15 protein-coding genes and 1 pseudogene are annotated in these 25,521 nt (G+C 45.8%); all 16 read left to right on the top strand.

The genetic code is table 11. The features are described 5' to 3' along the window. Positions 1-16: 16 nt before the first annotated feature. The 16 genes and pseudogenes from nifJ to D1136_RS07395 all read left to right on the top strand — a co-directional run bounded on the left by nifJ (position 17) and on the right by D1136_RS07395 (position 25,060). Positions 17-3,553: a pyruvate:ferredoxin (flavodoxin) oxidoreductase gene (gene nifJ / locus D1136_RS07470; protein WP_161877013.1), complete on the top strand. Its 3,537-nt coding sequence runs from the start codon at positions 17-19 to the stop codon at positions 3,551-3,553. A 136-nt stretch (positions 3,554-3,689) separates the two neighbouring features. Then, on the top strand, positions 3,690-4,988 hold the full coding sequence (locus D1136_RS07465; protein WP_161877012.1) for a YihY/virulence factor BrkB family protein: 1,299 nt from the start codon (positions 3,690-3,692) through the stop codon (positions 4,986-4,988). A gap of 61 nt (positions 4,989-5,049) precedes the next feature. After that, positions 5,050-5,427, top strand: coding sequence for an START-like domain-containing protein (locus tag D1136_RS07460; protein WP_161877011.1), 378 nt, complete (start codon positions 5,050-5,052; stop codon positions 5,425-5,427). A gap of 87 nt (positions 5,428-5,514) precedes the next feature. Further along, complete coding sequence (locus D1136_RS07455) at positions 5,515-6,978, top strand: LptF/LptG family permease (protein WP_161877010.1); 1,464 nt, start codon at positions 5,515-5,517, stop codon at positions 6,976-6,978. After that, the gene (fmt, locus tag D1136_RS07450; protein ID WP_161877009.1) at positions 6,965-7,951 is read left to right on the top strand and encodes a methionyl-tRNA formyltransferase; all 987 of its coding nucleotides are present in this window, start codon (positions 6,965-6,967) and stop codon (positions 7,949-7,951) included. The genes D1136_RS07455 and fmt overlap by 14 nt, the downstream gene beginning before the upstream one ends. A gap of 10 nt (positions 7,952-7,961) precedes the next feature. Further along, positions 7,962-8,525: an RNA polymerase sigma factor gene (locus tag D1136_RS07445; RefSeq protein ID WP_161877008.1), complete on the top strand. Its 564-nt coding sequence runs from the start codon at positions 7,962-7,964 to the stop codon at positions 8,523-8,525. Positions 8,526-8,730: 205 nt separating this feature from the next. After that, positions 8,731-9,885 (top strand): FecR family protein, encoded by a 1,155-nt coding sequence (locus tag D1136_RS07440; protein ID WP_161877007.1) that lies wholly within the window; start codon positions 8,731-8,733, stop codon positions 9,883-9,885. Positions 9,886-9,986: 101 nt separating this feature from the next. Continuing rightward, the gene (locus D1136_RS07435; RefSeq protein ID WP_161877006.1) at positions 9,987-13,631 is read left to right on the top strand and encodes a SusC/RagA family TonB-linked outer membrane protein; all 3,645 of its coding nucleotides are present in this window, start codon (positions 9,987-9,989) and stop codon (positions 13,629-13,631) included. Positions 13,632-13,643: 12 nt separating this feature from the next. Then, entirely contained in the window at positions 13,644-15,482 is a 1,839-nt protein-coding gene (locus D1136_RS07430; RefSeq protein ID WP_161877005.1) for a RagB/SusD family nutrient uptake outer membrane protein, read from the top strand. 19 nt (positions 15,483-15,501) lie between these two features. Continuing rightward, positions 15,502-16,407 (top strand): hypothetical protein, encoded by a 906-nt coding sequence (locus D1136_RS07425; RefSeq protein ID WP_161877004.1) that lies wholly within the window; start codon positions 15,502-15,504, stop codon positions 16,405-16,407. A gap of 2 nt (positions 16,408-16,409) precedes the next feature. Then, entirely contained in the window at positions 16,410-17,123 is a 714-nt protein-coding gene (locus D1136_RS07420; protein WP_161877003.1) for a fibrobacter succinogenes major paralogous domain-containing protein, read from the top strand. 21 nt (positions 17,124-17,144) lie between these two features. Continuing rightward, a complete protein-coding gene (locus D1136_RS07415; RefSeq protein ID WP_161877002.1) occupies positions 17,145-18,350 on the top strand; it encodes a TlpA disulfide reductase family protein in 1,206 nt (401 codons plus the stop codon). 16 nt (positions 18,351-18,366) lie between these two features. After that, positions 18,367-19,608: a thioredoxin family protein gene (locus D1136_RS07410; protein WP_161877001.1), complete on the top strand. Its 1,242-nt coding sequence runs from the start codon at positions 18,367-18,369 to the stop codon at positions 19,606-19,608. 6 nt (positions 19,609-19,614) lie between these two features. Further along, entirely contained in the window at positions 19,615-20,769 is a 1,155-nt protein-coding gene (locus tag D1136_RS07405; RefSeq protein ID WP_161877000.1) for a TlpA disulfide reductase family protein, read from the top strand. A 15-nt stretch (positions 20,770-20,784) separates the two neighbouring features. Continuing rightward, entirely contained in the window at positions 20,785-23,592 is a 2,808-nt protein-coding gene (locus D1136_RS07400) for a pitrilysin family protein (protein WP_237567017.1), read from the top strand. 170 nt (positions 23,593-23,762) lie between these two features. Next, positions 23,763-25,060 (top strand): annotated as a pseudogene (locus D1136_RS07395) (arylsulfatase). Positions 25,061-25,521 lie beyond the last annotated feature (461 nt).

Genomic DNA, 25,521 nt, shown 5'->3' with positions numbered 1-25,521 from the left:
ATTTAATTTTATAGAGATGGCAAAAGAGAAAAAATTTATTACTTGTGACGGTAATGCAGCTGCTGCCCATATTGCTTATATGTTCAGCGAGGTGTCTTGTATTTATCCGATCACTCCGTCTTCACCGATGGCTGAGAACGTTGACGAATGGGCTGCTAAGGGAAGGAAAAATATGTTTGGCGAGACAGTTCGCGTAATTGAAATGCAGTCTGAAGCCGGTGCTGCCGGTGCTGTTCACGGTTCTTTGCAGGCGGGAGCTTTGACTACGACTTACACCGCATCGCAGGGTTTGTTGTTGATGATCCCGAATATGTATAAAATTGCCGGAGAATTATTGCCTTGTGTATTTCATGTTAGTGCCCGTGCCCTGGCTGCTCATGCTTTGAATATTTTCGGAGACCATGCCGATGTATATGCTGCCCGTCAGACCGGTTTCGCTATGTTGGCTTCTGGGTCTGTTCAGGAAGTGATGGACCTTTCTGCAGTGTCTCATCTGACCGCCATAAAATCCCGTATACCGTTTGTGAATTTCTTTGACGGTTTCCGGACTTCTCATGAGATTCAGAAAATCGAGGAGTTACAGATGGAAGATGTGAAAGGCCTGGTGGATATGGATGCCTTACAGGCTTTTCGTGACCGTGCTCTCAGTTCGGAGAATCCGGTTACCCGTGGAACTGCCCAGAATCCGGATATCTATTTCCAGGGACGTGAGGCTTCAAATAAATTTTACGATGCAGTGCCTGATATGGTAGCTGATTATATGGAAAAAATCAGTGCCATAACCGGCCGGAAATATCGTCCTTTCGACTATTACGGAGCTGCCGATGCTGAGAATATCATTATAGCCATGGGCTCTGTAACGGAGACTATCCGGGAGGTTATTGACTATGAAAATGCGAATGGTAAAAAAGTGGGTATGATTGCTGTTCATCTGTATCGCCCCTTCTCTGCCAAGTATTTCATGGAAGCGGTTCCTTCTACCGTAAAACGGATTACTGTATTGGATCGCACAAAAGAACCGGGAGCTAACGGTGATCCTTTGTATCTGGACGTAAAAGATATTTTCTACGGCAGGGAAAATGCTCCGTTGATTGTCGGCGGACGCTATGGTATGGGTTCAAAGGATGTTACTCCTTCCCAGATTATTGCCGTTTATAAAAATATGGAACGGAGCGAACCCAAAAACCAGTTTACCATTGGTATCCTGGATGATGTGACTTTCCGTTCGCTGCCAGCTGAAGAGGATGTGAAAATGACTCCTGCAGGAACTTATGAAGCTAAATTTTATGGTTTGGGTTCGGATGGTACGGTTGGTGCCAATAAGAACTCTATCAAGATTATTGGAGGTGCCACCAATAAATATTGTCAGGCTTATTTTGCTTACGATTCTAAGAAATCAGGCGGTTTTACAGCTTCTCACCTGCGTTTCGGGGATTGTCCGATTCGTTCAACTTATTTGATAACTACTCCTGATTTCGTAGCTTGTCATGTTCCGGCATACATTCATATGTATGACGTGTTGAAAGGGCTTCAGAAAGGCGGTTCTTTCCTTTTGAATTCTATCTGGGACGAAGAGGAAACTAAAAAACATTTGCCTAATCAGATGAAGCGTTATCTGGCTGAGAATGAAATTAACTTCTACATCATTAATGCGACGAAGCTTGGACAGGAGCTGGGATTGGGCAACCGTACCAATACCATCATGCAAAGTGCTTTCTTTAAGATTACCAACGTTATCCCTTATGAATTGGCAGTGAGCGAAATGAAACATGCCATTGAAAAATCATACGGTAAGAAGGGTGAGGCTGTGGTAAATATGAATTATGCGGCAGTTGATGCAGGAGGGAAAGAAGGAAACTTGGTTAAGGTGGCTGTTCCGGCAGAATGGAAGAATCTCCCTGATGATGAGATTCGTCATGATGAAGGACGTCCTGAATTTGTCCGGAAAGTTGTGGATGTGATGAATGCCCAGAAGGGGGATGATCTGCCTGTAAGTGCTTTCAATGGATATGAAGACGGAACTTTCCCCAATGGAACTGCTAAGTTTGAAAAACGGGGAATTGCTGTGAATGTTCCGGAGTGGCAGATGGAGAATTGTATACAGTGTAATCAGTGTGCATATGTTTGTCCTCATGCTGCTATCCGTCCGTTCCTGTTGACTGACGAAGAATTGGCTGCTGCTCCTGCCGGTACTCAGGCTAAACCTGCTATTGGTAAAGAACTGGCCGGTTATAAATTCAAAATGCAGGTGACTCCGCTTGACTGTACCGGTTGCGGCAACTGTGCTGATGTTTGTCCTGCTAAGGATAAGGCTTTGGTTATGAAACCTTTGGAGACCCAGTCGGCTGAAATTGAACGCTGGGAATATATGGATAAAAAAGTTGGATACAAACAAGTGGTTGCTCCCAATAATGTGAAAAATTCACAGTTTGCCCAGCCTCTGTTTGAGTTCTCCGGAGCTTGTGCCGGTTGTGGGGAAACGCCTTATATCAAAGTATTGACCCAATTATTCGGCGAAAGAATGATGATAGCCAATGCAACAGGTTGTTCTTCCATTTATGGTGCTTCGGCTCCTTCCACTCCCTACTGTGTAAATGATAAGAGCGGACGTGGTCCGGCCTGGGCTAACTCTTTGTTTGAGGATAATGCTGAATTTGGATTCGGTATGGCTGCCGGCGCTGCCCGTTTGCGTGAACGGGTAAGACGTTTGGCGGAAGAAAATCTGGACACTTTCTCTGCTGAGACCCGGACAGCTATCCAGGCATGGATTGAAGCTTATGAAGACGGGGACAATACCTTGGCTACCAGTTCCGCTCTGGTTGCGGCCCTGGAAAAGGAAACTGCTCCTGTAGCTAAAGAAATCCTGAGTTTAAAGAATTACTTTACCAAGAAATCACAATGGATATTCGGTGGTGACGGTTGGGCCTATGATATTGGTTATGGCGGTCTGGACCATGTAATTGCCACCGGTAAGGATGTCAATATTTTGGTAGTAGATACTGAAGTATATTCCAATACAGGGGGACAGTCTTCGAAATCTACTCCTGCCGGTGCTGTGGCTAAATTTGCAGCCAGTGGGAAGCGGATTCGCAAAAAAGACTTAGGTATGATGGCCATGTCTTATGGATATGTTTATGTGGCTCAGGTAGCTATGGGTGCTAATCAAGCTCAATACATGAAAGCCATTAAGGAAGCAGAAGCTTATCCCGGACCGTCTTTGATTATTGCTTATGCTCCCTGTATCAACCATGGTTTGAAAGCCAGCATGGGTAAATCACAACAGGAAGAGAAAAAAGCAGTGGAATGCGGTTACTGGCAATTATACCGTTATAATCCCATGCTTGAAACGGAGGGTAAAAATCCTTTCCAATTGGATTCAAAAGAACCGGATTATTCTAAATTCCGTGAATTCCTGATGGGAGAGGTTCGTTTTAATTCTCTGATGAAAGCGACTCCGGAGGATGCAGAACGTCTGTTCCAGGAAACTGAGAACGATGCAAAGTGGAAGCTGAGCGGATATAAACGTCTGGCTGCCATGGAATACGGCAAGTAAATTTTATGCTTATTTGTCATATAGGAGAGGTCGTCCTTATCAGGACGATCTCTTTTTTTTATCAATTCGTTTTATAACCATTTCAGTTACCTCCGAATTTATTTCTACCTTTGACTTGTTTAAGTAAATAATAACCATGGGAAGGCGTAGATTTAGTTTAAAAAAATACCTGGTAATAGATTTTTACTATTCTGTATTAAGAAGAGATTGGCGCATATCTACTTTTTTATCAGATTTTCTGTTAAAAATAGTGGCCTTTGTCGTAGTGTCGGTAGACCGTTTTATTAAAGATGCTTCTGCGATTTCCGCATCTGCATTGACTTTTTATTCTACATTGTCTTTTATTCCTGTAGTTGCACTGATTTTGGCTATTGCCCGCGGATTCGGGGCTGCAAGGGCATTGGAAGACTGGCTGAAAGAACAGACATACACTAATCCGGAAGTGATGGAATGGGTGATGCAGGTGGCCGGAAAAGCTCTGGATAACACTACTCAAAGCGGTGTGATTACCGGAATAGGTATTGTCTTGCTTATTTGGTCGGTAGTGAAGATGCTTTCCAGTACAGAATTGGCTATGAACCGCATTTGGGGAGTGAAGAAAGGACGTTCTCTGGTGAAAAAGTTTACCGATTATATGTCTATTTTATTCATTGCTCCTATATTGGTGATTTTGATTAGCAGTATGAACGTTTTTATGATGTCCAGCCTGCAGGCTTATGCTATGGATGAAGGAATATTGAGTTATGCCAGTGCAGCGTTGAAAGCTATATTAACCATACTGCCTTATGTATTGGTGTGGTTTTTGTTTGTTTTTTTGTATATGTTTATGCCGACCACTCCTGTCAGATTTAAATATGCTTTGGTGGCCGGAATAATAGCCGGAACGATTTTTCAGGTAGTGCAATGGTTTTATATTCGCTTTCAGGTGGGGGTGAGTTCTTATAATGCCATTTATGGCGGACTTGCTGCCTTGCCTTTGTTGTTGGTCTGGTTGCAACTAAGTTGGAGCATCGTCCTGTGGGGAACGGAATTGTGTTATATTATGCGTAACCGGCATTTTTTATACTCGGGAGTTTTCCGGGCTGATAACCGGTGGGTGGACAATGTGAACATTACGATCAAAATGTTGAGATTTATTGCAGAGCAGTATACTCATTCAAAGGGTGGACCCACTTTAGCCATGATTTGTAAAAAATTGCGGTTAAGTTCCAGTAAAGCGCGGATTGTTTTGGAGGAATTGGTGGATAAAAAAATTTTGGTGGAAGTGCGGGATGATAATGATGTTTCGTATTTTCCGGCAGTGGATTTTCATCACCTTTCTTTAGCGGATATCATTACCCGCCTGGCTTATATGGATGAAGGCGGAGGAGAAGAGTGGAAAGTACGTTTTACAGAGGCTATGAACCGGGAGTTTTCCAAGGATACCTTTGTTTAAAAAAGGAATATTTGGTCCATATTTATTTTTTGAGTAAATTAGTCTTAAATTTTAGTATGCTATGAGAAAAAAAATAGAGTTAGAGTATATTTTTTCATCTTCTGTTAAAGTTTTATTTTCTCGATTAAGTACGCCTGCTGGTCTTTCTGAATGGTTTGCGGATGATGTTTTTCAAAAAGGCGACCAATTTGATTTTATTTGGAATGGAGCTAAACATGTTGCCACTCTTCTGGAACTGAAAAATAATAGTCTGGTACGTTTTTGCTGGAACGATGCGGAGAATGAGGAGGAATATTTTGAATTCCGTATACAGGTAGAACCTTTGACTGGTGACGTTTCTTTGTATATTACCGATTTTGCTGATGAAGACGATGTGGAGGATGCTGTGGAATTGTGGAATAAACAAATGGATATTCTTCACCGGAATCTGGGGGCTTGATTTGTTTTTGTTATTCTTCGCTTGGCTATTATCTCTCTGAATCAAAATTAATGATATTTTTGTACCTGTTTACCAGGATGGGAAAAGATGAAAAAATTATATGTATTCATGCTGAAGAGCTTTATCGGGCCGTTCGTTGCTACTTTTTTTATTAGCATGTTTGTTCTGATTATGCAATTCCTTTGGCGTATGATTGATGATTTGGTAGGGAAAGGATTGGATTTTGCCGTTATTGCGGAATTGTTGTTTTATGTGGCGATTACTTTAGTTCCTATGGCTTTGCCTTTGGCTGTTTTGTTGTCTTCCATTATGACTTTCGGCAGTTTGGGGGAAAACTATGAATTGATTGCTTTGAAGTCTGCCGGGATTTCGCTTTACCGGATCATGAAACCACTGATTTTCCTGATAGTCTTTCTGACGGTGATGGCTTTTGTATTTTCAAATAATATACTGCCGGTGGCTAATCTGAAAATGTATACCCTGATTGGTGATATCCGGAGACAAAAACCGGAAATGTCTTTTAAAGAAGGTATTTTCACCAACGATTTAGAGGGGTATAGTATCAAAATAGACAAAATAGATAAGAATACCGGTATGATGTATAATATGCTGATATACAATCATAAGGATGGTACGGGAAATTATGAGGTAACCAAAGCAGATTCCGGTATGATGCTCAGTGATCTGAAAACGAATACGCTGGAGCTTGTTTTGTATCATGGGCATACCTATACGGACGAGGGACTGAAAAATATAAATGCCCGTAAGACATTCCCTTTCAGACGATTAAAATTTGATAAGCAAACCGTCTTGATTGATTTGCCCGGTACTGATTTGCAACGGTCAGAAGAGGGGACTATGCGTTCCTATTCTATGATGTTGAACCTGAAGCAACTGAATTATACGATAGACTCTCTCCAGGCGTTTTTAAGTCAGAAGAAAGCGGGAGATACCAAACGGCTTTTGGCTAATAATTATCAGAAGAGTAAAAATTCCAATCCCCGAAGAGACAGTGTCTTGATGCAAGAAAGTCGGGGATTATACAATAATGCAGACAGTTTGTTCCTGACATTTGAGCCTGACGACCAGAAACAGGCTGTGGATTATGCTTTGCAGTATGCCCGGGAAGTAAAACAACGGATGCAGGATGATTTGCAGTACTATGTAGGTCAGCAGGAGAAAGTCATTAAAAATCAGTTGGAATGGCACCGGAAGTTTTCCCTTTCGTTTGCCTGTTTTATTTTCTTCTTTATCGGTGCACCGTTGGGTGCGATTATCCGGAAAGGAGGATTGGGAATGCCTGTTGTAGTTTCCGTGTTTTTGTTTATCATCTATTATATAATATCGATGATGGGAGAAAGGTCGGCCCGGGAGGCTGTCATTTCTCCGGCTGCCGGCATGTGGATTTCTGCCTTTATTTTGTTACCCTTGGGAATTATATTGACTTATAAGTCGGTAACCGATTCCGAAATGATGAATACGGAAGCTTATACGAAAATTTTTAAGAAATTGATAGCCTTTATAAGAAAGAAAAAAGATGCCAGGACATAAATTGCGTATAATTTATATGGGTACCCCGGATTTTGCTGTCCTGCCTCTGAAAAAAATTGTAGAGGCTGGATTTCAGGTTGTCGGTGTGGTTACCAATCCCGATAAGCCGGCAGGCCGGGGACAGCAGTTGCAGGAGTCGGCGGTGAAGAAATATGCCCGGGAAGCCGGATTGAAGATTTTGCAGCCGGAGCGATTCCGGGAGGAGGAATTTCTGAAGGAGTTGGCGGCGTTAAAAGCGGACCTGCAATTGGTGGTTGCTTTTAAGATGCTGCCGGAGGTGGTATGGAACATGCCTCCGTTGGGAACGGTGAATCTGCATGCTTCTTTATTGCCGGATTACCGGGGAGCGGCGCCGATTAACCGGGCTGTGATGAACGGGGAGACCTGTTCCGGGGTGACGACTTTTCTTTTGAAGCATGAGATAGATACCGGAAACATTATTTTCCAAGAGAAGGTGGAAATCGGAGAGGAAATGACTGCCGGAGAATTGCACGATGAGTTGATGGAGAAGGGGGCTGATTTGTTGTTGAAGACTGTGCGGGCGATGGAGGCGGGCGATTACCCATTGACCGACCAGAGCCGTTTGCTTCAAGGACGTGAGGCGATAAATGCTCCGAAGATATTTAAGGAAGACATGAAAATCCGTTGGGACGGGGAGTTGGAAATTATCTATAATCATATCCGGGGATTGTCTCCTTTTCCCGGGGCATGGACGGAATTACAGGCTGTTGGGACGGATGGTGAAGTCCTGACACTCAAAATATTTAAGGCAGTCAAGATATGGCAGAGTCACAACCGCTCTGCCGGGGAAATCGGTACTGATGGAAAGACCGTTTTTGATGTATATGTGAAAGGAGGCCTTATCCGTGTAAAGGAATTGCAGTTGTCAGGAAAAAAGAGGATGCGGACGGAGGATTTTCTGAGGGGATTCCGGTTGGAGGATTACCGGTTGAGGTGTCAAAGTGAATCATAGTGCCGGAAATATGGATGCAGGTCGGATATTAAAAGCGGTAAACGAGAAGGATAAGGAGCTTTGGCAGGAAGTTTTCGGCTATTATTATGCGGCTTTGTGTTCTTATGCCGGGCGTTTGGTGCAGGAATCCGTCATTGCCGAGGATTTGGTGCAGGACATTCTCCTGTATGTCTGGAATAGCGAGCGGAAATTTGTCCAGATGGAAGAACTGACCAATTATCTTTACCGGGCAACTTATAATCGGGCGATGATGTGGCTGCGGCGTGAGAAGTGCAAGTCCAAGCATCTGGGCCGGTTGATGGAAGAAAATGGTCCGGAATTCGATGAGATGTTTATTGAAACCGTCCGCGAGGAATTGCTCCGGCAAATGTATCTCTATATAGAGGAATTACCGCCTGAACAGCGCAAGGTTATCCGGATGAGCGTGGAAGGATTGTCCGTGAATGAAATTGCTGAAAAGTTGGGCATATCCGTCAATACGGTAAAGACTCATAAAAAACGCAGCTTTAAACAGTTGCGCGGAAAAATAAAAGGGGATGCCAATATTTTCTGGTTGGCATTTTTCTTATCTTGAAAAATTAGTTTTTGGTTGTATCATCAAGCTCTTCTCATCCATAAGAAAGTTATGGATATTCATGCTTATTATGCCCTCGTCATTCTGATTTGACGGGGTGGGGTGTCTACGGTAGCTCTTGTTAACTGTCACTTTTGTAAAAAAGTGTTTTTCTTGTCACCCTTTTTCTTTTGTTATGCACAATAAATATAAAAATGGAAAAATAATGGATAAAAGTGTTGAAAGGACGGTGGCTTTGTTGCGAAAATCTTATGGGGGAAGTCTTACGGCCGATGAGCAGGTGGAGGTAGGACGTTTGCTGGAGGATAAAAGGATGCGGCGGTTGTATGAGGAGATGGGAAATGATGAGTATCTGGCAGCGGAATTCCGGCGGTATGCCGGATGGGAGCCCGAACGGGGGTACCGGAAGTTCCGGGGGAAGATGCGGAAACGGGGGATGAGGAGAAGCCTTGTTCGCTTGTCTGTGGCTGCCAGTTTGCTTATGGCTTTGGGTACTGTATGGTTGTTGGCGGAGCAGGGTGAACTGGAGGAGGGAAGAAAAATGACGCAATTTGTGGTGAAACCGGGCAATTGCCGGGCATTCCTGCAATTGAGCAGTGGCAAACGGGTTGTTTTGGAAGAGGCGGGACAGTTGGATTTGTACGAGACGAACGGGAACATCCGGATAGATTCGGGGAAAGTGGTTTATTCTAATCCTGCGGTGCCTGAACCGGAGACGGAGGTTTATAATACATTATCCGTGCCCTATGGCGGGGAATACCGCTTGCTGCTGGCCGACGGGACTGCCGTGCACTTGAATGCGGGTTCGGAACTTCGTTATCCGGTGGCTTTTGCAGTAACCGAAAGAAGGGTCTTTTTGAAAGGGGAGGCCTGGTTTGAGGTGGCAAAGGATGCAGAGCGGCCGTTTTATGTGGAAACGGACGAGGTGAATATCCGGGTATATGGCACTGCTTTTAATGTGAATACCCATGGTGTGCGGGCTATGGAAACGGTGTTGGTATCGGGTGAAATTGGTATCTCCAGGGCGGGGAGTGACAGAGAGTGGCGGATGTGTCCGGGGCAGTTGGCTTCTTGCGACCATCGTAGCGGGGAAATCAGTCTCCAAGAGGTGGATGTCCGGAAATATGTGGCCTGGAAAAACGGGGAATTTTGTTTTAACGATGATACGCTCGAAGAGATTTTAGAAGAGTTGGGACGCTGGTATGACGTGAAAGTTGTTTTCCGGTCAGCAGGAAAAAAAGACATCCAGTTTTCGGGCCATTTGAAACGGTATGAGAATATCCGGAAAATACTCGGAGCCATTACGGAATCTACGGGTATTGTTATTCACATCAGTGAGCGTACGATTATGGTGGAATGAAATAAGAGAAGTGTGGGGGCACTTCCTTGTATTAAGATAGGTTTGCAACGAAACGGTTGGTGTCCGTTTGGTTGTGATGTTTAATCTTTCATTACAAATTTATGAAAAAGAAACAAGAATGCCTCGGTATTTATCACTATCGCTGGCAAAAAATCGGAAAAATGATGAAATTGTGTGTTATTCTGGTTTGCCTGTTCTCTTTCAGTTTGTCCGCTAACACGTTGGCGCAACGGGAACGGGTGAACATGAAACTGCAGGAAGTGTCGTTGCGGCAGGTGCTGGAGCAAATCCGCGAGCAGACCAAATTGCAGTTTATGATGAGCAAAGAGCAGGGGGAACGTGTAGGACGGGTGTCTGTGGATGCCGTAAACGAAACCGTAGCGGAAGTGCTGGACAAGGTGTTTGCTTCCACCGGACTGACCTGGGTGCTGAAAGAAGATATTATCGTGGTGAAGGAGCTGCCGCAGCAACAGATTCAGAATCCCGCCCGTGTGAAGGGCGTCGTAAAAGACAAAAAAGGCCATCCCCTTCCCGGTGTAACGGTGTTGATTAAGGGGACGATGATGGGGGTGGTGACCGACGAGAAGGGAAATTACAGCATTGAATTGCCCGGTTCGCAGGATATCCGGCTGTTGTTTTCCTTTATCGGTATGAAAGCGCAGGAGGTGAAGTATACCGGACAAAAGGAAATCGACATTGTCATGGAGGAGGAATCCACCCAGATGGAGGAGGTGGTGATTACCGGTTACCAGACCATCGACCGGCGCAAGAATACCAGCGCGGTGACCACCGTAAAGGCGGAAGATGTTATGATTCCCGGTGTATCGTCTATCGACCAGATGTTGCAGGGGCGTATTCCGGACATGATGTTTACGTTGAATTCCGGTGAGGTTGGAGTGGTTCCCAAACTGCGTATCCGCGGAACCTCGACGTTGATTGGTAACCGCGAACCGTTGTGGATACTCGACGGTATCATCATGCAGGACCCGGTGGATATTTCTCCGGAAGAGTTGAATGACCCGGACTACATCAACCGTATCGGAAACGCTATTTCCGGTATCAACCCGCAGGACATCGAGCGTATCGACGTGTTGAAAGATGCGGCGGCGACAGCGCTTTACGGAACGAAAGCGGCTAACGGTGTCATTGTGGTAACCACCAAAAAAGGACATGTAGGAAAACCTATTATCAGTTACAACACAACGGTTACCATGCGCCAGCGTCCGCGTTATACCGACCGCTCCGTCGATGTTATGAATTCCAAAGAGCGCATTCAGTTTTCCCGCGACCTGACGGCTTTGCATTACGAATATCCCCAAAATATGAATATGATCGGTTACGAATATTGGTTGGCAAAGTTATATTCCGGCGAAATTACACAGCAACAATTCGATGCCGAGATTGCTAAAATTGAAACCACCAACACGGATTGGTTCGATTTGCTGACCAAGGACAGCTTTTCTCATAACCATACGTTAAGTATCTCCGGAGGTTCGGAAACCGTCCGTTATTATGCGTCGTTCGGATATACCCGGGACAATGACGTGATTAGAGGCGATAACAACCGGCGTTATACGGCCAACATAAAATTCGATGCCAACCTGGCACCTTGGTTGACTGCTTCGGTAGGATTAATCGGAAATACGACCGGTCGGACCTATTATCAACAAGAGTTGGCTCCGATGCAGTACGCTTACAAAACCAGCCGGGCAATTCCCGCTTTTGATGAAAACGGTGAGTATTTCTATTACAAGAAAAAAGCCAACGATGGGTTGTTGAATACTTTTTTCAATTACAACATATTGAATGAACTGGATAATAGTTCTTACGAACAGGAAGGTTCGGGAATAACGGCAAATGCCAATTTGCAATTCCGGTTTACAGACTGGTTAAATGCGAATGCCATTGTTTCCTATTCCACGAATCATACAGGTATTGAAGGATGGTGGGGTGAAAACAGTTGGTATGCCGCCAGTCTCCGGAAAACGGAAAGGGGTGTGCTGGCGGAAACCGGTTCAGGTACAATGTGTACGCTACCTTATGGCGGCGAGTTAAGTCGTTCCGAATCGGACAACCGCACCTATACGGCACGGTTGCAATTAAATGCCAGCAAGTATTTGGGTATAGACATGCAGCATAATATATCAGGTAATTTAGGTTTCGAATTGAATTCTTCGCGTATAAAATCATTTGATACCAAGATGCGGGGATATTATAAAGACCGGGGCATGTCTTTTGTAGACGACATCGATTTGTCGCTTTATCCCGATTATCAAAGGTGGATGGCTTCCAATGTACCTGTATTGAAGGATTCTAAATCGAACTTATTATCGGCATACATTTCATTGGCATACAGTTATTTCAGTTATTTTACGGTTAATGTGAATGCCCGAATAGACGGTTCAAACAAATTCGGTGACCAAAGCAATGACAAACTTTTGCCTGTATGGTCGGCTTCTGCCAATTGGAATCTGACGGAACACGAATGGTTGAAAAACGATTGGCTCGATTTTCTGTCCCTCAAGGCTTCTTTCGGATATCAAGGGAATATGCTGGAGGGGCAGTCGCCTGTGATGGTCATTAAAAAGGGAACCTTGAATACTCATTACAATGAATATACCTCTTCCATAGAGCGTTATCCCAATCCCGATTTGAAATGGGAGAAGACAACCTCTTATAACTTAGGAATGGACTTTTCATTGTTCCAGTCCAAATTGCAGGTAGATGCCTCCGTGTATTGGAAGCATACGGAAGACGCTTTTATGACCAAAACGATTGCTACGATGAACGGTGTACGTAAAAATAGTTATGTTATGAACGGAGGATATATCGATAATCAGGGGTACAGTGTCTCATTGACAGTTTCTCCGATTAATAACCGGGATTTCCGTTGGTCGTTATCCACTTCTTTTTCCCAAGTGTTTAATAAGTTGAACACCAATCCCGACGGGGAACAATACGAACTGGACAATTTTCTGGATGGCTCCGTGTTGATTAAAGGGAAGCCGGTCGGTACTTTCTATTCTTATAAATTCTTAGGATTAAGTCCGGTAGACGGCGGTCCCGTGTTTGACGATTGCGAGGACGAGCGGGATTTGCTACTCACTTTGAACAAACGTGATTTTTACACGCGGGTATTGGAGGCTTCCGGAAGACGTGAGCCGACGATTTCCGGAAACTTGAATACCAGTATCCGTTGGAGGAATATCCATTTTAGCGGAGTATTTGCCTATAGTGTCGGTAACAAAATCCGTTTGTTCAGCATGTATAACTCTGCCGATCCGACTTTGGCAGTACAGGAAATTTATCCGGAAAACAACGTGAGCAGGGATTTAATGAAACGTTGGCAACATCCCGGAGACGAGCGTAGGAGCAATATTCCGGCTATCATTACGCCTTCTAATCATGCTTATTATAAATACTATGACCATTGGAGTTCCGGAAAAGCAGATTGGAAGGGGAATCGGGTTGCCGATAATCCCTGGGAAATGTATGATTACGGAAACCACCGGGTAGTGAGCGGTAATTACTTGAAATGTTCCAATTTAAGCCTGACTTATGATTTTGAGGAGAATATTTTGAAAAAGTCGGGACTTGCACGTTTGTCGCTGACACTTTCAGCTGCCAATCTGTTTACGATTTCGGCGAAAGAACTCAAAGGCCAGACGCCTACACAGAGTGGTTTCGCTACCATCCAACTGAGCGAACGTCCTACTTACTCTTTGAGTTTGAATGTTTCATTTTAAAACGACTGATATATGAAAAAAATATTGAATATATTGAGCTTTGCCTTGCTTTTAGGGGGGTGTTCCAGTTTTTTGGAGGAATATTCCCAAGACTTGGCAAAAATAGAGGGCGTGGAGGATTTGGATGAGATATTGTTAGGCGAAGCTTATCTGCCATTTTCTGCCGTGACGGATTTGGGAAATTACAACGGATATGCCATTGAAAACCCCCGTTTCCAATGTATCCATTATATGGCGGATGAGTTGTCCAAATTTACTCCTCATAATGAAAACGATGTTGCCGGCTTGCAGTCGAGCATGTTCGGCTGGCACACCTGGCAGTCGATGGTCGGGTTGACGTATGATAAAGATAAATATGTAGCTGAAAATCAGGACTGGGAACAGGCTTACCAGTCTATCAACGCCTGTAATTCGCTCTTGAGTGAGGCCGGCAAATTGACGCCCGCCAACGAAAGGGAAGCATTGGAAATCGAGCGCGTTAAAGGGGAAGCGGCTTTTTTGAGGGCATTGTATTATTTTGAGTTGGTTAATCTGTATGGAAAACCCTATTGTAGCGCAAACCTTGCTGTTCCTGCCATTCCGCTTAAACTGTCCGTCATGGTGGAAGACAGGGATTATACCTGTGCTACGGTAAGCGAAGTGTATGAACAGATTCTTAAAGATTTGGAAACGGCTGAAACCTCTTTGGCACGGACATCCGTAAAAAACTTCCCTTATCGGGCAGACATTACGGCGGTCTATCTGTTGAAGAGCCGGGTGCTTCTGTATATGCAGGATTGGAAAAATGCACTGGAATACGCCGATAAAACATTGAAGAACAAACAGGAACTCTTGGATTTAACCTCTTTCAACGGAGACGAAGTGCTGGGTGAGTCTTCGCCTGAAACGATTTTTTCCATGGGAGGGTATGTCATGGCGTATAGCATTCATCCCATCCGGGGTATGAAAGATAAGGTATGGAAAAATCTTCCGAATTATATCATTTCCGAGGATTTGCTTCAAGCTTTTGAGGAAGAGGGGGAAAACGATTTGAGAACCCGTCATTACATTTGTAAAGACACGCTCGGTTATGTCGGTTCTACGTTGGAGGTGCCTTACGTGGAAGCCTGGATTTTCAGAAAAGTCCGTGGATGGGAAAATGCTTCTACCCGGAATTTTTCGGACAATTTCCTTTTCCGTACGGCGGAAGCTTACCTGAACGGAGCGGAAGCTGCTACCCTTGCCGGTGATGAAGCTACGGCACGCACATTATTGAAAAAACTGCGGGACAAACGGCTTCGGGCGAGCGGAGCAATTACGGAAAGCGGACAGCAATTGGCGGACCTGATCCGTTTGGAGCGCCAACGCGAACTTTGTCTCGAGGGGCATCGCTGGTTCGACCTGCGCCGTTATTCCGTGCGGGAAAAATACCCCTATTCAAAAACCATTACCCATTCCTATACAAAATATGAAATGCAGGGCGGTCTCGGTGTTGCTAAACCGGTAGAGTCGAAAGGGTATACATTGCAGGAAAACGATTTGGCCTATACACTGGCATTGCCGAGAGAGGTGCTGGATTTTCAACCGACGCTGGCAAACAACTTCCGTCCGGAACGTCCCGGAATGTCCTATACTCCCCCTGTCTTCCCCGGGGTAACGCCTCCGGGAGGGGTGGTGGAACCTGATCCGAAAGATAGTCCTATTTATAAAGCGGGCTATAAGTTTGGAATGGAGCAGTGCTGGGAATTACAGGGTGAAGGAAGTTTGTACGACCTGTACGACCAGGCCCCTTACGAAAGTTATTCGGATGATTGGTTCCTTTGGTGCGAAGGGGTGGAAGACGGTTGGAATGATTCTTTGGAATGGTTATAACAGTAAAAAATAAAGACGTATGAGACTACATATTTTTATTTGGATAATCTTGGCCGGAAGTCTTTTTTCTTGCGGGAAAGAAAATGTGACGCCCGCTAAAGTCCGTAACCCGTTTGCTCCCGCTCCGGAAGCAACGGACGCAACATCTGAGTTGAGACGGGAATTTTATGAAAAAACCGGGTGTTTCCTATTGTTCAACGATACTTTACGCCATGAATACATGGGAGTGGATGCTTTCGGGAATCCGTATTACGACACGGAATTGCTTGCCATGGATTGGGATTTGGGATCTGTAAAACGCGATTATATCCTGAGGTATGAATATTTGGATGGTATGGCCCAACAACAAAAGGCGTACGATTTTCTGGTGAATAATTTGAAATCCTCTTTAAACAAACTGCCTTATTCCATCCTTGCTGTCAATAAAATCGAATTGAGGAAGGAAGATTGGATGACGGAACAAGTGACTTGGGAATCTAAAGTATGCGAGATTAATTCGAGATGTATGGCGGTGGCGATAGAAGGGCTTTTCGCCGAGGATGTCAAACCGGAAGTATATGTCCAGGATTTGTGTTGTACTATCATTTTTTCACGTCTCTGTGTCAATGAGGCGAATTATTGGGAGGGAAGTAAAGCGTATGATTTCCTGATGGTCAATATGTGGGATTATGGTGAATCCAAATTATGGTCTTGGGTAGAAACATTAGAAGATTTGTACAGAAAGGGGTTTCTGGAGGATGCGGATGAAATGTATTTGCCCAGTGCTATGCAGGATGTAAGCGCATATATCAAAGCGGTGTTGTTGGAAACAGAAGAAGAGTTCAGGGCAAAATACGGGCAATATGAGATAATTATGATGAAATATGAGATTATAAAACCGTTGGTGGAGAAAGAAGCGGAGGATTTGGGAATAAAATTCAAATGATTATGAAGAATAGATTAATAGCAATGTTTATGTGCTGCTGGGCTGTTTTCTGTTCATGCAGCGACGATGATAAATTACCGGATGTCCGTCCGTCTGCCCAAGGCGAATTTACAGACGTGCGTGATGGCAACATTTACAAATGGATTCGAATCGGTGATTTGGAATGGATGACTTCCAATCTGAAGTATGGTGACCCGTATTATGAAAGGTTATTTGATGGAGCATTTGCTGGATATTATGGGCCTCAGTCAGTGACCTCGAAGAACGGGAATGACGATTTGGAAGCGGATTACAACAAACACGGGAATTTTTACACCTGGGAAGAGGCCAATACGCTTTGTCCGGACAGCTGGCGTTTGCCGACGGATGAGGATTGGAAAAATCTGGAAAGGGCATTGGGCATGTCACAGGCCGATGCAAATCAGAAAGGCTGGAGGGGCAACTACTTCCTTACTTTGCTTACTCAAGGCGAAGACGGTTTGGGATTCAACATGCAATTGTCCGGTGGAGCCTGGAAAGATGGTCGGGGTTTGTATTTGTTGCAGGTCGGAGAGTTCGGTTATTTCTGGACAGCTACGGAAAACACCGATAGCTCGTTGGATATTCAGACCGTCTGGTATCGTAAGATTTTCGGAAATAATGAAAGTATCTATCGGGGAACTCAGACTTTGGACATCCTGATGCGTGTGCGTTGTTGCCGCGATGCCGGGAAGTAATATCAATTTGAAAATGGTTTTATGAATAAAGTTTTCTTCTATGCCGCGGCGCTGCTCTTGTGCAGCGCCTGCGGTTCCCGTCATGACGGGTTTACAGTACAGGGAAATTTCCCCGGTTTGCAGGATGGCATGACCGTTGTCATCCGTAATGCGGAAAATGAAAAGTATGATACGATAGCTGCCGGAGTGGTGAAAAACGGCAGATTCGAATTGCAGGGGAAGGTACGGACACCGTTGTATTGCGAATTGCAAATCCATAATCAGGACATCGAATCCTTGCCGGAGAAAATAAAACTGGCCAACACCTACTTGTTTCTCGATAATTCCCGGTTGACGGTAAGAGCTGTCCATCTTGACAGCATGCAGTTTACCTCTGCATTTTTAGCGGAGACTTCCCAACTGAGGACACCGGTGGAAGGCGGTGCCCTGCAACGGGATTTTTATGAATATCGGACAGCCTCGTTGCCGGTGTGCTTGGAACTCCGTAAGGCTGACGATTCTTTGGCGATGATGAGTTTGCGGGAAAGTTACTATACACCGCAAGAGTACAATCGCCTGTTTGATAAATGGTATGCACAGAAACAGAGTGCGGAAGCAGCCATGGATGCCGCTAAAATGGAATTTGTCCGTCGGCATCCGGAATCGTTGTTGTCGCTTTACATTGCGGAAGGATTGCTGAAAACCACTTTTGTGCGGACTCCGGAAGAAGTGGAAGAATTGGTCGGTGTCATCGGGCAAATCAACGATACGGTACGTCGTCCCTACCTTTTGAAAGTAGCGGAGGTGGCACGTACGTTTTGCAAGGAAGCGGATTACAAGGATGTGGAACTGACTGAACCTGCGGGCGATACGGTGAAATTGTCGAAATACGTACAGCCCGGCCGTTATACGCTGGTCGATTTCTGGGCGTCGTGGTGCGGCCCCTGCCGTTGGGCGATTCCTAAGGTGGAACAGCTTTATAAACGTTATGGTCGGAACCGTCTGGCGGTAGTCAGCGTGTCGCTTGACCAGGAAAAGGCCGATTGGGAAAAGGCTGTGGAAAAAGAAAAAATGCCGTGGCCCCAATTGTGGGCGGGCAGCCGTGATCAGCTTATCGCTGTCAGCTATGCTTACCACATTTCCGGTATTCCCCGCTTGCTGCTTATCAGTCCCGACGGAAAAGTCGTATTCAGCGGGCATAGTGCCGATGCGTTGCGGATGGCCGTGGAAAAATTAATAGGCTTTTGATTTTAATTCTTGTGGAATGAAAAGAATATTGCTGTTATTCGTCGTTGGCCTGTTATTCCGAGGAATATCGGTGGCCCAGGAGGGTGTCGTTTTCCGGGATATTTCCTTAGAAGAAGCCTTGAAACAGGCGAAAACCGAAAACAAATGGGTCTTTATGGATTGTTACACGCCCTGGTGTGGTCCGTGTTATAAGATGATGAAAGAGGTATTCCCTAAAAAAGAGGCGGGGGACTATTTTAATCCCCGTTTCGTTTGCGTGAAATATGACATGACCAAAGATGAAAATATAGGACTTGCCAAACGGTTCAGGGTTGGCGCCTATCCGACGTTTATCCTTATCCGTCCCGATGGGACAGTCCTGCACAAACGGGCCGGAGGCGGTGATTTGGATTTTCTCATCCCTTGTGTGGAAGAGGGATTGAATGACCTCACCAATCTTTGGGGATTGGAACAGGAATATGCCCGGGGAGGCATGGGCAATGTCAGATTGATGGCTTATCAGGCGGCGCTGGCGGATGCTGTCGATAGCGATAAAGCTGCTGAAATTTACCGGGAATTGTGGGGACGCCTTTCGGACAAAGAGCGGGTGCAGAAAGAATTCTGGCGGTTGTACACGGATAATTATTGCACGTTCAACTCCCCGATGTGTGCGTTTATGCTTTCCCACCTTGATGAAATCCGTGCCAATACGGGACGGGAAGAGGTTGACCGCTTTTTGTCCGTGCGTTACGGTAAAATACTGGAAAAATGGATAAAAGGGCTTGAAATCCGTGACAGCATCTCTTTTGGGGATTTATGCGCCCAGGTAAAAGGTTTGCATTTGCCGCAATTGGATGAGATGCGGGTATTGGCCGGTTGGGTGGTGGAACAGGAGGTGCAGGCTTTGACCGACTGGATTGCCGGAAAAATGCCGGAGGTGAATTCACAGGCCGTTCGTTTTTATGCGGACGCTTTTCAAGGTATTTCCTGGGGACATGATTTTGAGGTTCCGGACAATTACGATGCATGCGGGAACCGCTTGGCGGGACTTACCGTGGATAAAATGGAGCGGCAAGGTACGAAACTCACTTCAAAGGATTTGGAGAATTACTTCGGGGCATTGAGTTGTTTCCGGCGGGAATTGCCCGTTGAATGGTGCCGTCGTCTTGTTGCGTTGGGTGACAAGATATTGCCGGTGTTGCCCGACGACGAACAATTGTCCGGTGTGAAGCGGACATTGGACGGGATACGGCGGGTTGTCGAACAAGAAAATAAATAATAGGCCATGAAACAAATCTACTTTTTATTATTGCTCGGTGCGGTTGCCTGTTCGCGGCAACCGGCCGACCACTTTGTCCTGCGCGGCATTGTGCCCGGTGCCATGGACAGCACCCAAGTCATGTTAAAGACATTGAATGGGCGGGGAATGCAGAAATTTACCGGTTATATTATCGATGAAAAATTCGAATTGCGCGGGAAATTGGATGTCCCTACCCATTGCCGGCTGAATCTGGACAATTATGACTATATCAAGAGTATCGGGGGAGATCCGGAATCCAGCCGTACCTGCAACATCGATTTGTTTGTGGAGAATGGTGAACTGACCTTTACCACTCCTCACTTCGACAGTCTGCCGCAGGCGTTCTGGCGTTATGACATCCGGAAAGAAAAGAATTACAGACTGGAAGGGTCGCCTGCCCAGGATGCCTATTACCGCTACCAGCAGCAGACCATCCCGTTGCGTTACGACTTATATGAACTCCGGGGAAAAGAGAATCTCACGTTGGATGAAAACCGGCAAATCAATGCAATGATGGAACAACTCCACGAAATCGGCAAGGCATTTATCCGGAACAATTCCAACCTGGCGGCAAATCTTTATGTGGCGGAGACTGTGAAGAAATCCCCTTTTACCTATAACCGGGCTTACCTCGACGAAATGGAGCAGCTGTTTGCCTCGTATCAGGACACCTGTGCCGGATTGAAGGATTTCCGCCAATACCTGCATGAAGCCGTCCGCTTTGTTCAAGGTGCTCCGTTGCAAGACGGCGAACTGACCGATATGAATGGAAAAAACGTGTCGCTCCTTGCCCAATTGAGCTCGGAAGGATATACGATTATCGATTTCTGGGCATCGTGGTGCGGTCCGTGCCGCGCCAGCTTTCCCCATCTGCGCGAGATGTACGAACGTTACGGGAAAGACGTGCGATTCGTGAGTATCTCCATCGACCAGAAAAAAGAGGACTGGCAGCGGGCTGTCGGGGAGGAAAAGCTGCCATGGACGCAATTGCTCAGTACGCCGGCGCTGAATAAAGCCCTCCCGCAATTGTACGACCTTCGGGGGGTGCCTACTTTCTTGCTTGTCAATCCGGAAGGAAAGATTGTCTTCTCCGGACACGGCAGCGGCGAATTGGAAATACAATTGGATGCGATACAATAATTCAATACTATAAAGATGATGAACTTACGGATATTTTTATTTCTGACCTGCGTTTTTCTCTTTTCGGGGAGTCATGCGCAGGACCTCTCGGCTCCGCTGCCTGCGGACCCGAACATGGTGGTGGGTAAGCTGCCCAACGGTATAACTTACTATCTTCGCCACAACGAAGAACCGAAGAACCGCGCCGATTTTTATATCATCCGCAATGCCGGCGCACTGCTCGAAAACGACGACCAGGACGGTCTGGCGCATTTTCTGGAACACATGTCCTTTAACGGCACCAAAAATTTTCCGGGCAAGGGAATCATTACCACGTTGGAAAAATACGGGGTTACTTTCGGGGGCAACATCAATGCCTACACCGCCCAGAACGAAACGGTGTATAACATCAGCGCCGTACCTGCCACGGACGTGAAGCTGCTGGACACCTGCCTGCTGATTCTGCACGACTGGTCGTACTACCTGACACTCGACGGCGACGAAATCGACGCCGAACGGGGCGTGATATCCGAAGAGTGGCGCACCCGTCGTACGCCGCAGTTCCGCCTGCTGGCACAGACGATGCCGGTGTTGTTCAAGGACTCGAAATATGCCGTGCGCGATGTCATCGGGAGCCTGGACGTGATCAAGAATTTCAAGCACCAGACCATCCGCGATTTTTATCACGAATGGTACCGCACGGACTTAGAGGCCATTGCCGTGGTGGGAGACTTCGACGTGGCCTGGATGGAACGCCGCATCAAGGAAATTTTCTCTTCCATCCCGGCTGTCAAGAACCCTAAACCGCGTCCTTTCTTCGAAATTCCGGAGCACGAGGAAATGTACTATTGCTTAGCCACTGACAAAGAGGTACAGCAGTCTTCCGTCAGCATCACCACCATCCTGCCGGGCGCGAAAGCGGAGGAGAAAAATACCCACCGGTATTTGAAAGATAACCTGCTGGTTTCTTTCTGTAACAGTATGATAGATGCCCGCATCGGCGAACTGATGCAGCAGGCGAACCCTCCTTTCCTTGGCGGTAACATCGGTTTCAGCGGCCTGGTGCGTGGTTATGATTCGTACGGGATTTCCGTGAGCGCCAAACCCAACGGTGAAGCGGAGGCGCTGGAAGCCATCCTGACGGAAAACGAACGGGTGCGGCGTTATGGTTTCACCTCCACCGAACTGGAACGGGTAAAAACCAATATGCTGGTAGGACTGGAAGCTTCCTACAAAGAGAAAGACCGCGTGCCCCATGAAAGTTTTATCCAAAGCATGCAGGCCCATTTTCTGGAACAGGAACCGATGGTGGACTTTGAATATTATTACCGTTATGTGACCCGCCTCATTCCGACCATTACGGTGGAGGAGGTAAACGCCAAATTTGCCGAAGGCAACACCGGACGCAACCGGACGATTGTCATCAACGGTCCGTCGGAAGGCGTTGCGCACCTGACGCGGGAGGAAGCGTTGGCCATTATGGATAAGGTTTCCAGGGCGGACATCGCCCCTTATCAGGACGAGGTGGCTGAAGGTTCCCTCATCAGCGAAGACCTGCCGGGTTCGGAGGTCGTAGCGGAAAAAGCGCTGCCTGACTTCGAAGCCGTGGAGTGGACGCTCGGCAATGGTGCGAAAGTGGTGTTCCGTAAAGCGGATTACGAAAAGGAAGACGTAGCGTTGTATGCCTACAGCAAGGGCGGAACCTCGCTTTACGATACGGAGCTGCTGCCTTCGGCTACCAATGTCTCCAATTTTGCTTCCGCTATGGGAGTCGGTGATTTCGATGCCATCGCTCTTGCGAAGCTCTTGACCGGTAAAATGGCCTCATGTGAAGTCGGTATCGGTAACTTAGCGGAAACTGTGAGCGGTTTTTCTTCTCCCGGAGATTTCGAAACCATGCTGCAACTGCTTTATCTGAGATTTGAAAAGCCCCGTTTCGACCGGGAGATGTTCGAGTCCATCCGAAACCGCAGCCGGGCTGCCCTCCATAATATGGGAAACAGCCCGCAGATGATTATGCAGGATTCGATGAGCCTTATCATGAGCAACTATCACCCGCGTACGTTGCTTTACAATGAAGCCTACATAGACCGTCTGGACTTTGTCCAGATGGAGCGGATCTACCGGGAACGTATCAAGGATGCCAGCGACTTTGTCTTCTTCATTGTCGGCAACATCAATGCCGAAACTGTGAAACCGTTGGTGGAAAAATACATCGGTTCGCTGAAATCGGACTATCGCAAAGAGACTTGGCGCGATCATGGCGTACGTTGTCCGAAAGGCAAAACGGTGAAGGTTATCGAACTGGATTTTGAAACGCCGAAAGCAACGGTTATCACGAGTTTCCTGACAGAGATGAAATACAGTGTCCGCAACAACCTCTGCAATGCTATCCTTAAAGGCATCCTGAATCTCCGTTACACAGAGAATATCCGGGAGAAAGAAGGCGGTACGTATGGGGTGAACATAGATGCCAGTTCCAGTCGGGAGCCCTACACCTGCTATACTATGGTGATGGCATTTGATTGCGACCCGGAGCGGGCCGACTACCTGAAGAGTCTGATTTATGCCGAGACGGAAAAGATAATGCAGGAAGCTTCGACAACCGAAGAATTTAATAAAGTGGTTGCTGCTATGCGCAAAGGCCGTGAGCAGTCGAAGCCGCACAACAGTTATTGGATGGATGCCCTCTATGATTATTATCTGACGGGTATCAATCCGGCCGACCCGAAGAACTTCGAGGAAATCCTCGACAAACTGACTCCGAAGGACATTCAAAAATTCGCCAAATCGCTGTTTAAAGGTGCAGACGTGGTGGATTTGACCTTCCGGCCGAAGAAGTAGCTTTGGTTTTATTATACCGGCAGCGGGAGGCCTGTGTTTGCAGGTCTCCCGTTTTTTATTGTTTCAGTGACGTACGAAACAAGACATCAGTTTAATGTATCTCAACTTAATGACCATTTATGACTCAAAATTTCTACCTTTACCAATAATGTTGTGAAAAACTTATAAACATGAATATTCTAAGCAACCTGAAATGTACATTGGCTGTCACGGCCGGATTATACTCATCTTTTGCATACACGCAAAAACATCCTCATATCATATTCCCAAATATAAATACGAAATGCCGCAGATGCTGAAAGATGCCGGTTATTATACTTTTGGAATCGGAAAAATGCATTGGCGTCCCCAACGGGCGAAACATGGCTTTGAAGGCACTTTGCTGGATGAGAGCGGACGCGTGGAGGACGAAAATTTTACCAGTGATTACCGCCAATGGTTTCAAACAAAAGCCCCCGGAAAGGATCCTGACGTCACCGGTATCGGATGGAACGACCGTGCGGCAAGTATTTATAAATTGCCCGAAAACCTTCATCCTACCTATTGGACAGGGGAAATGGCCTGTGAACTTATTAGCAACTACGATCCGGCTGGCAAGCCCTTGTTCTTGAAAGTTTCGTTCGCCCGTCCACATAGTCCGTATGATCCGCCACAAAAATATTTGGATATATATAAAGATGCCCAAATTCCAGATCCGGCTATCGGTGAATGGTGTGACAAATATGCTAAGAAACTGGATTCTGAAAAAGTGGCGAAAAATGCACCATACGGTAATTTTGGTAATGAATATGCACGTAACTCCAAACGACATTATTATGCCAACATCACTTTCATTGATGAACAGATAGGCAGAGTCATCCAGACACTGAAAAAAAAGGGCATGTATGATGACGCATTGATTGTTTTCGTTTCCGACCATGGTGATATGATGGGCGATCATTACCATTGGAGAAAAACCTATCCGTATGAAGGTTCCACTCATGTGCCGTATATCGTGAAATGGCCTGCCGCTGATCATATAGCACCGGGAAAAATAGATGCTCCTGTAGGATTGCGTGATATTCTTCCTACTTTCCTGGATGCGGCTGATGTGACCATCCCTGCTGATATGGACGGATGTTCTTTGTTACCACTGGCCAAAGGTACGGAAACGAACTGGCGCAAATATTTGGACCTGGAACATGCTACCTGTTATAGTGATGACAATTATTGGTGCGCATTGACCGATGGCAAAATAAAATACGTATGGCGTATCCACACCGGCGCTGAAGAGTTATTTGATTTAACCAAAGATCCCCAGGAATTGCATAATGCCGTCAATGATAAAAAATATAAAAAGCAATTGGAGGAAATGCGCAATGAAATGATTCGCCATTTAAGCGAACGCGGTGAAGACTTTGTAAAAGACGGGAAGTTAGTAGTGAGGGAGAAGACTATGTTGTATGGACCTAATTATCCGAGGAAATAACTACTAAATGATCCATAGTATTTCCTGGTCACACATAAAAAGCGGTTCACATAATACACACAACCACATATCCCGATACGATGCCCCAGAGCCTGTATTGGGTTGCTGCCGATTTGCAATCTATTGATAATAAATGTTTATAGATGATATAGTATATATTTTTCTAAAAAAATCTTCCCAAATATTTGTATATACCTATAAGTTGTTTACTTTTGCATCCGCTTTTGGATGTGTGTGGTTGCTTTCCTAATGGAATATAAAGCAGTCTCCTGGTGATGTTGGTGTGAGTGGCGGGTTTATCCATAGCATTTCGTTCTGTTCATATATTGTTGATGTGTGTTGGAAATACCTCAGGATAAGCTTTTAACGTTTTTGCATTGAAAGAAAGTTAGAAAAAAGTTCTGAAAAAATTTGGAGATAATATATATGAAGTATTATTTTTGCATCCGCTTTCGCTTCCG

The organism is Odoribacter sp. Z80 (genome assembly GCF_009935865.1).
Lineage (GTDB): Bacteria > Bacteroidota > Bacteroidia > Bacteroidales > Marinifilaceae > Odoribacter.
Note: the sequence above shows the minus strand (reverse complement) of the source record. Positions and strands in the feature narration are given on the sequence as shown.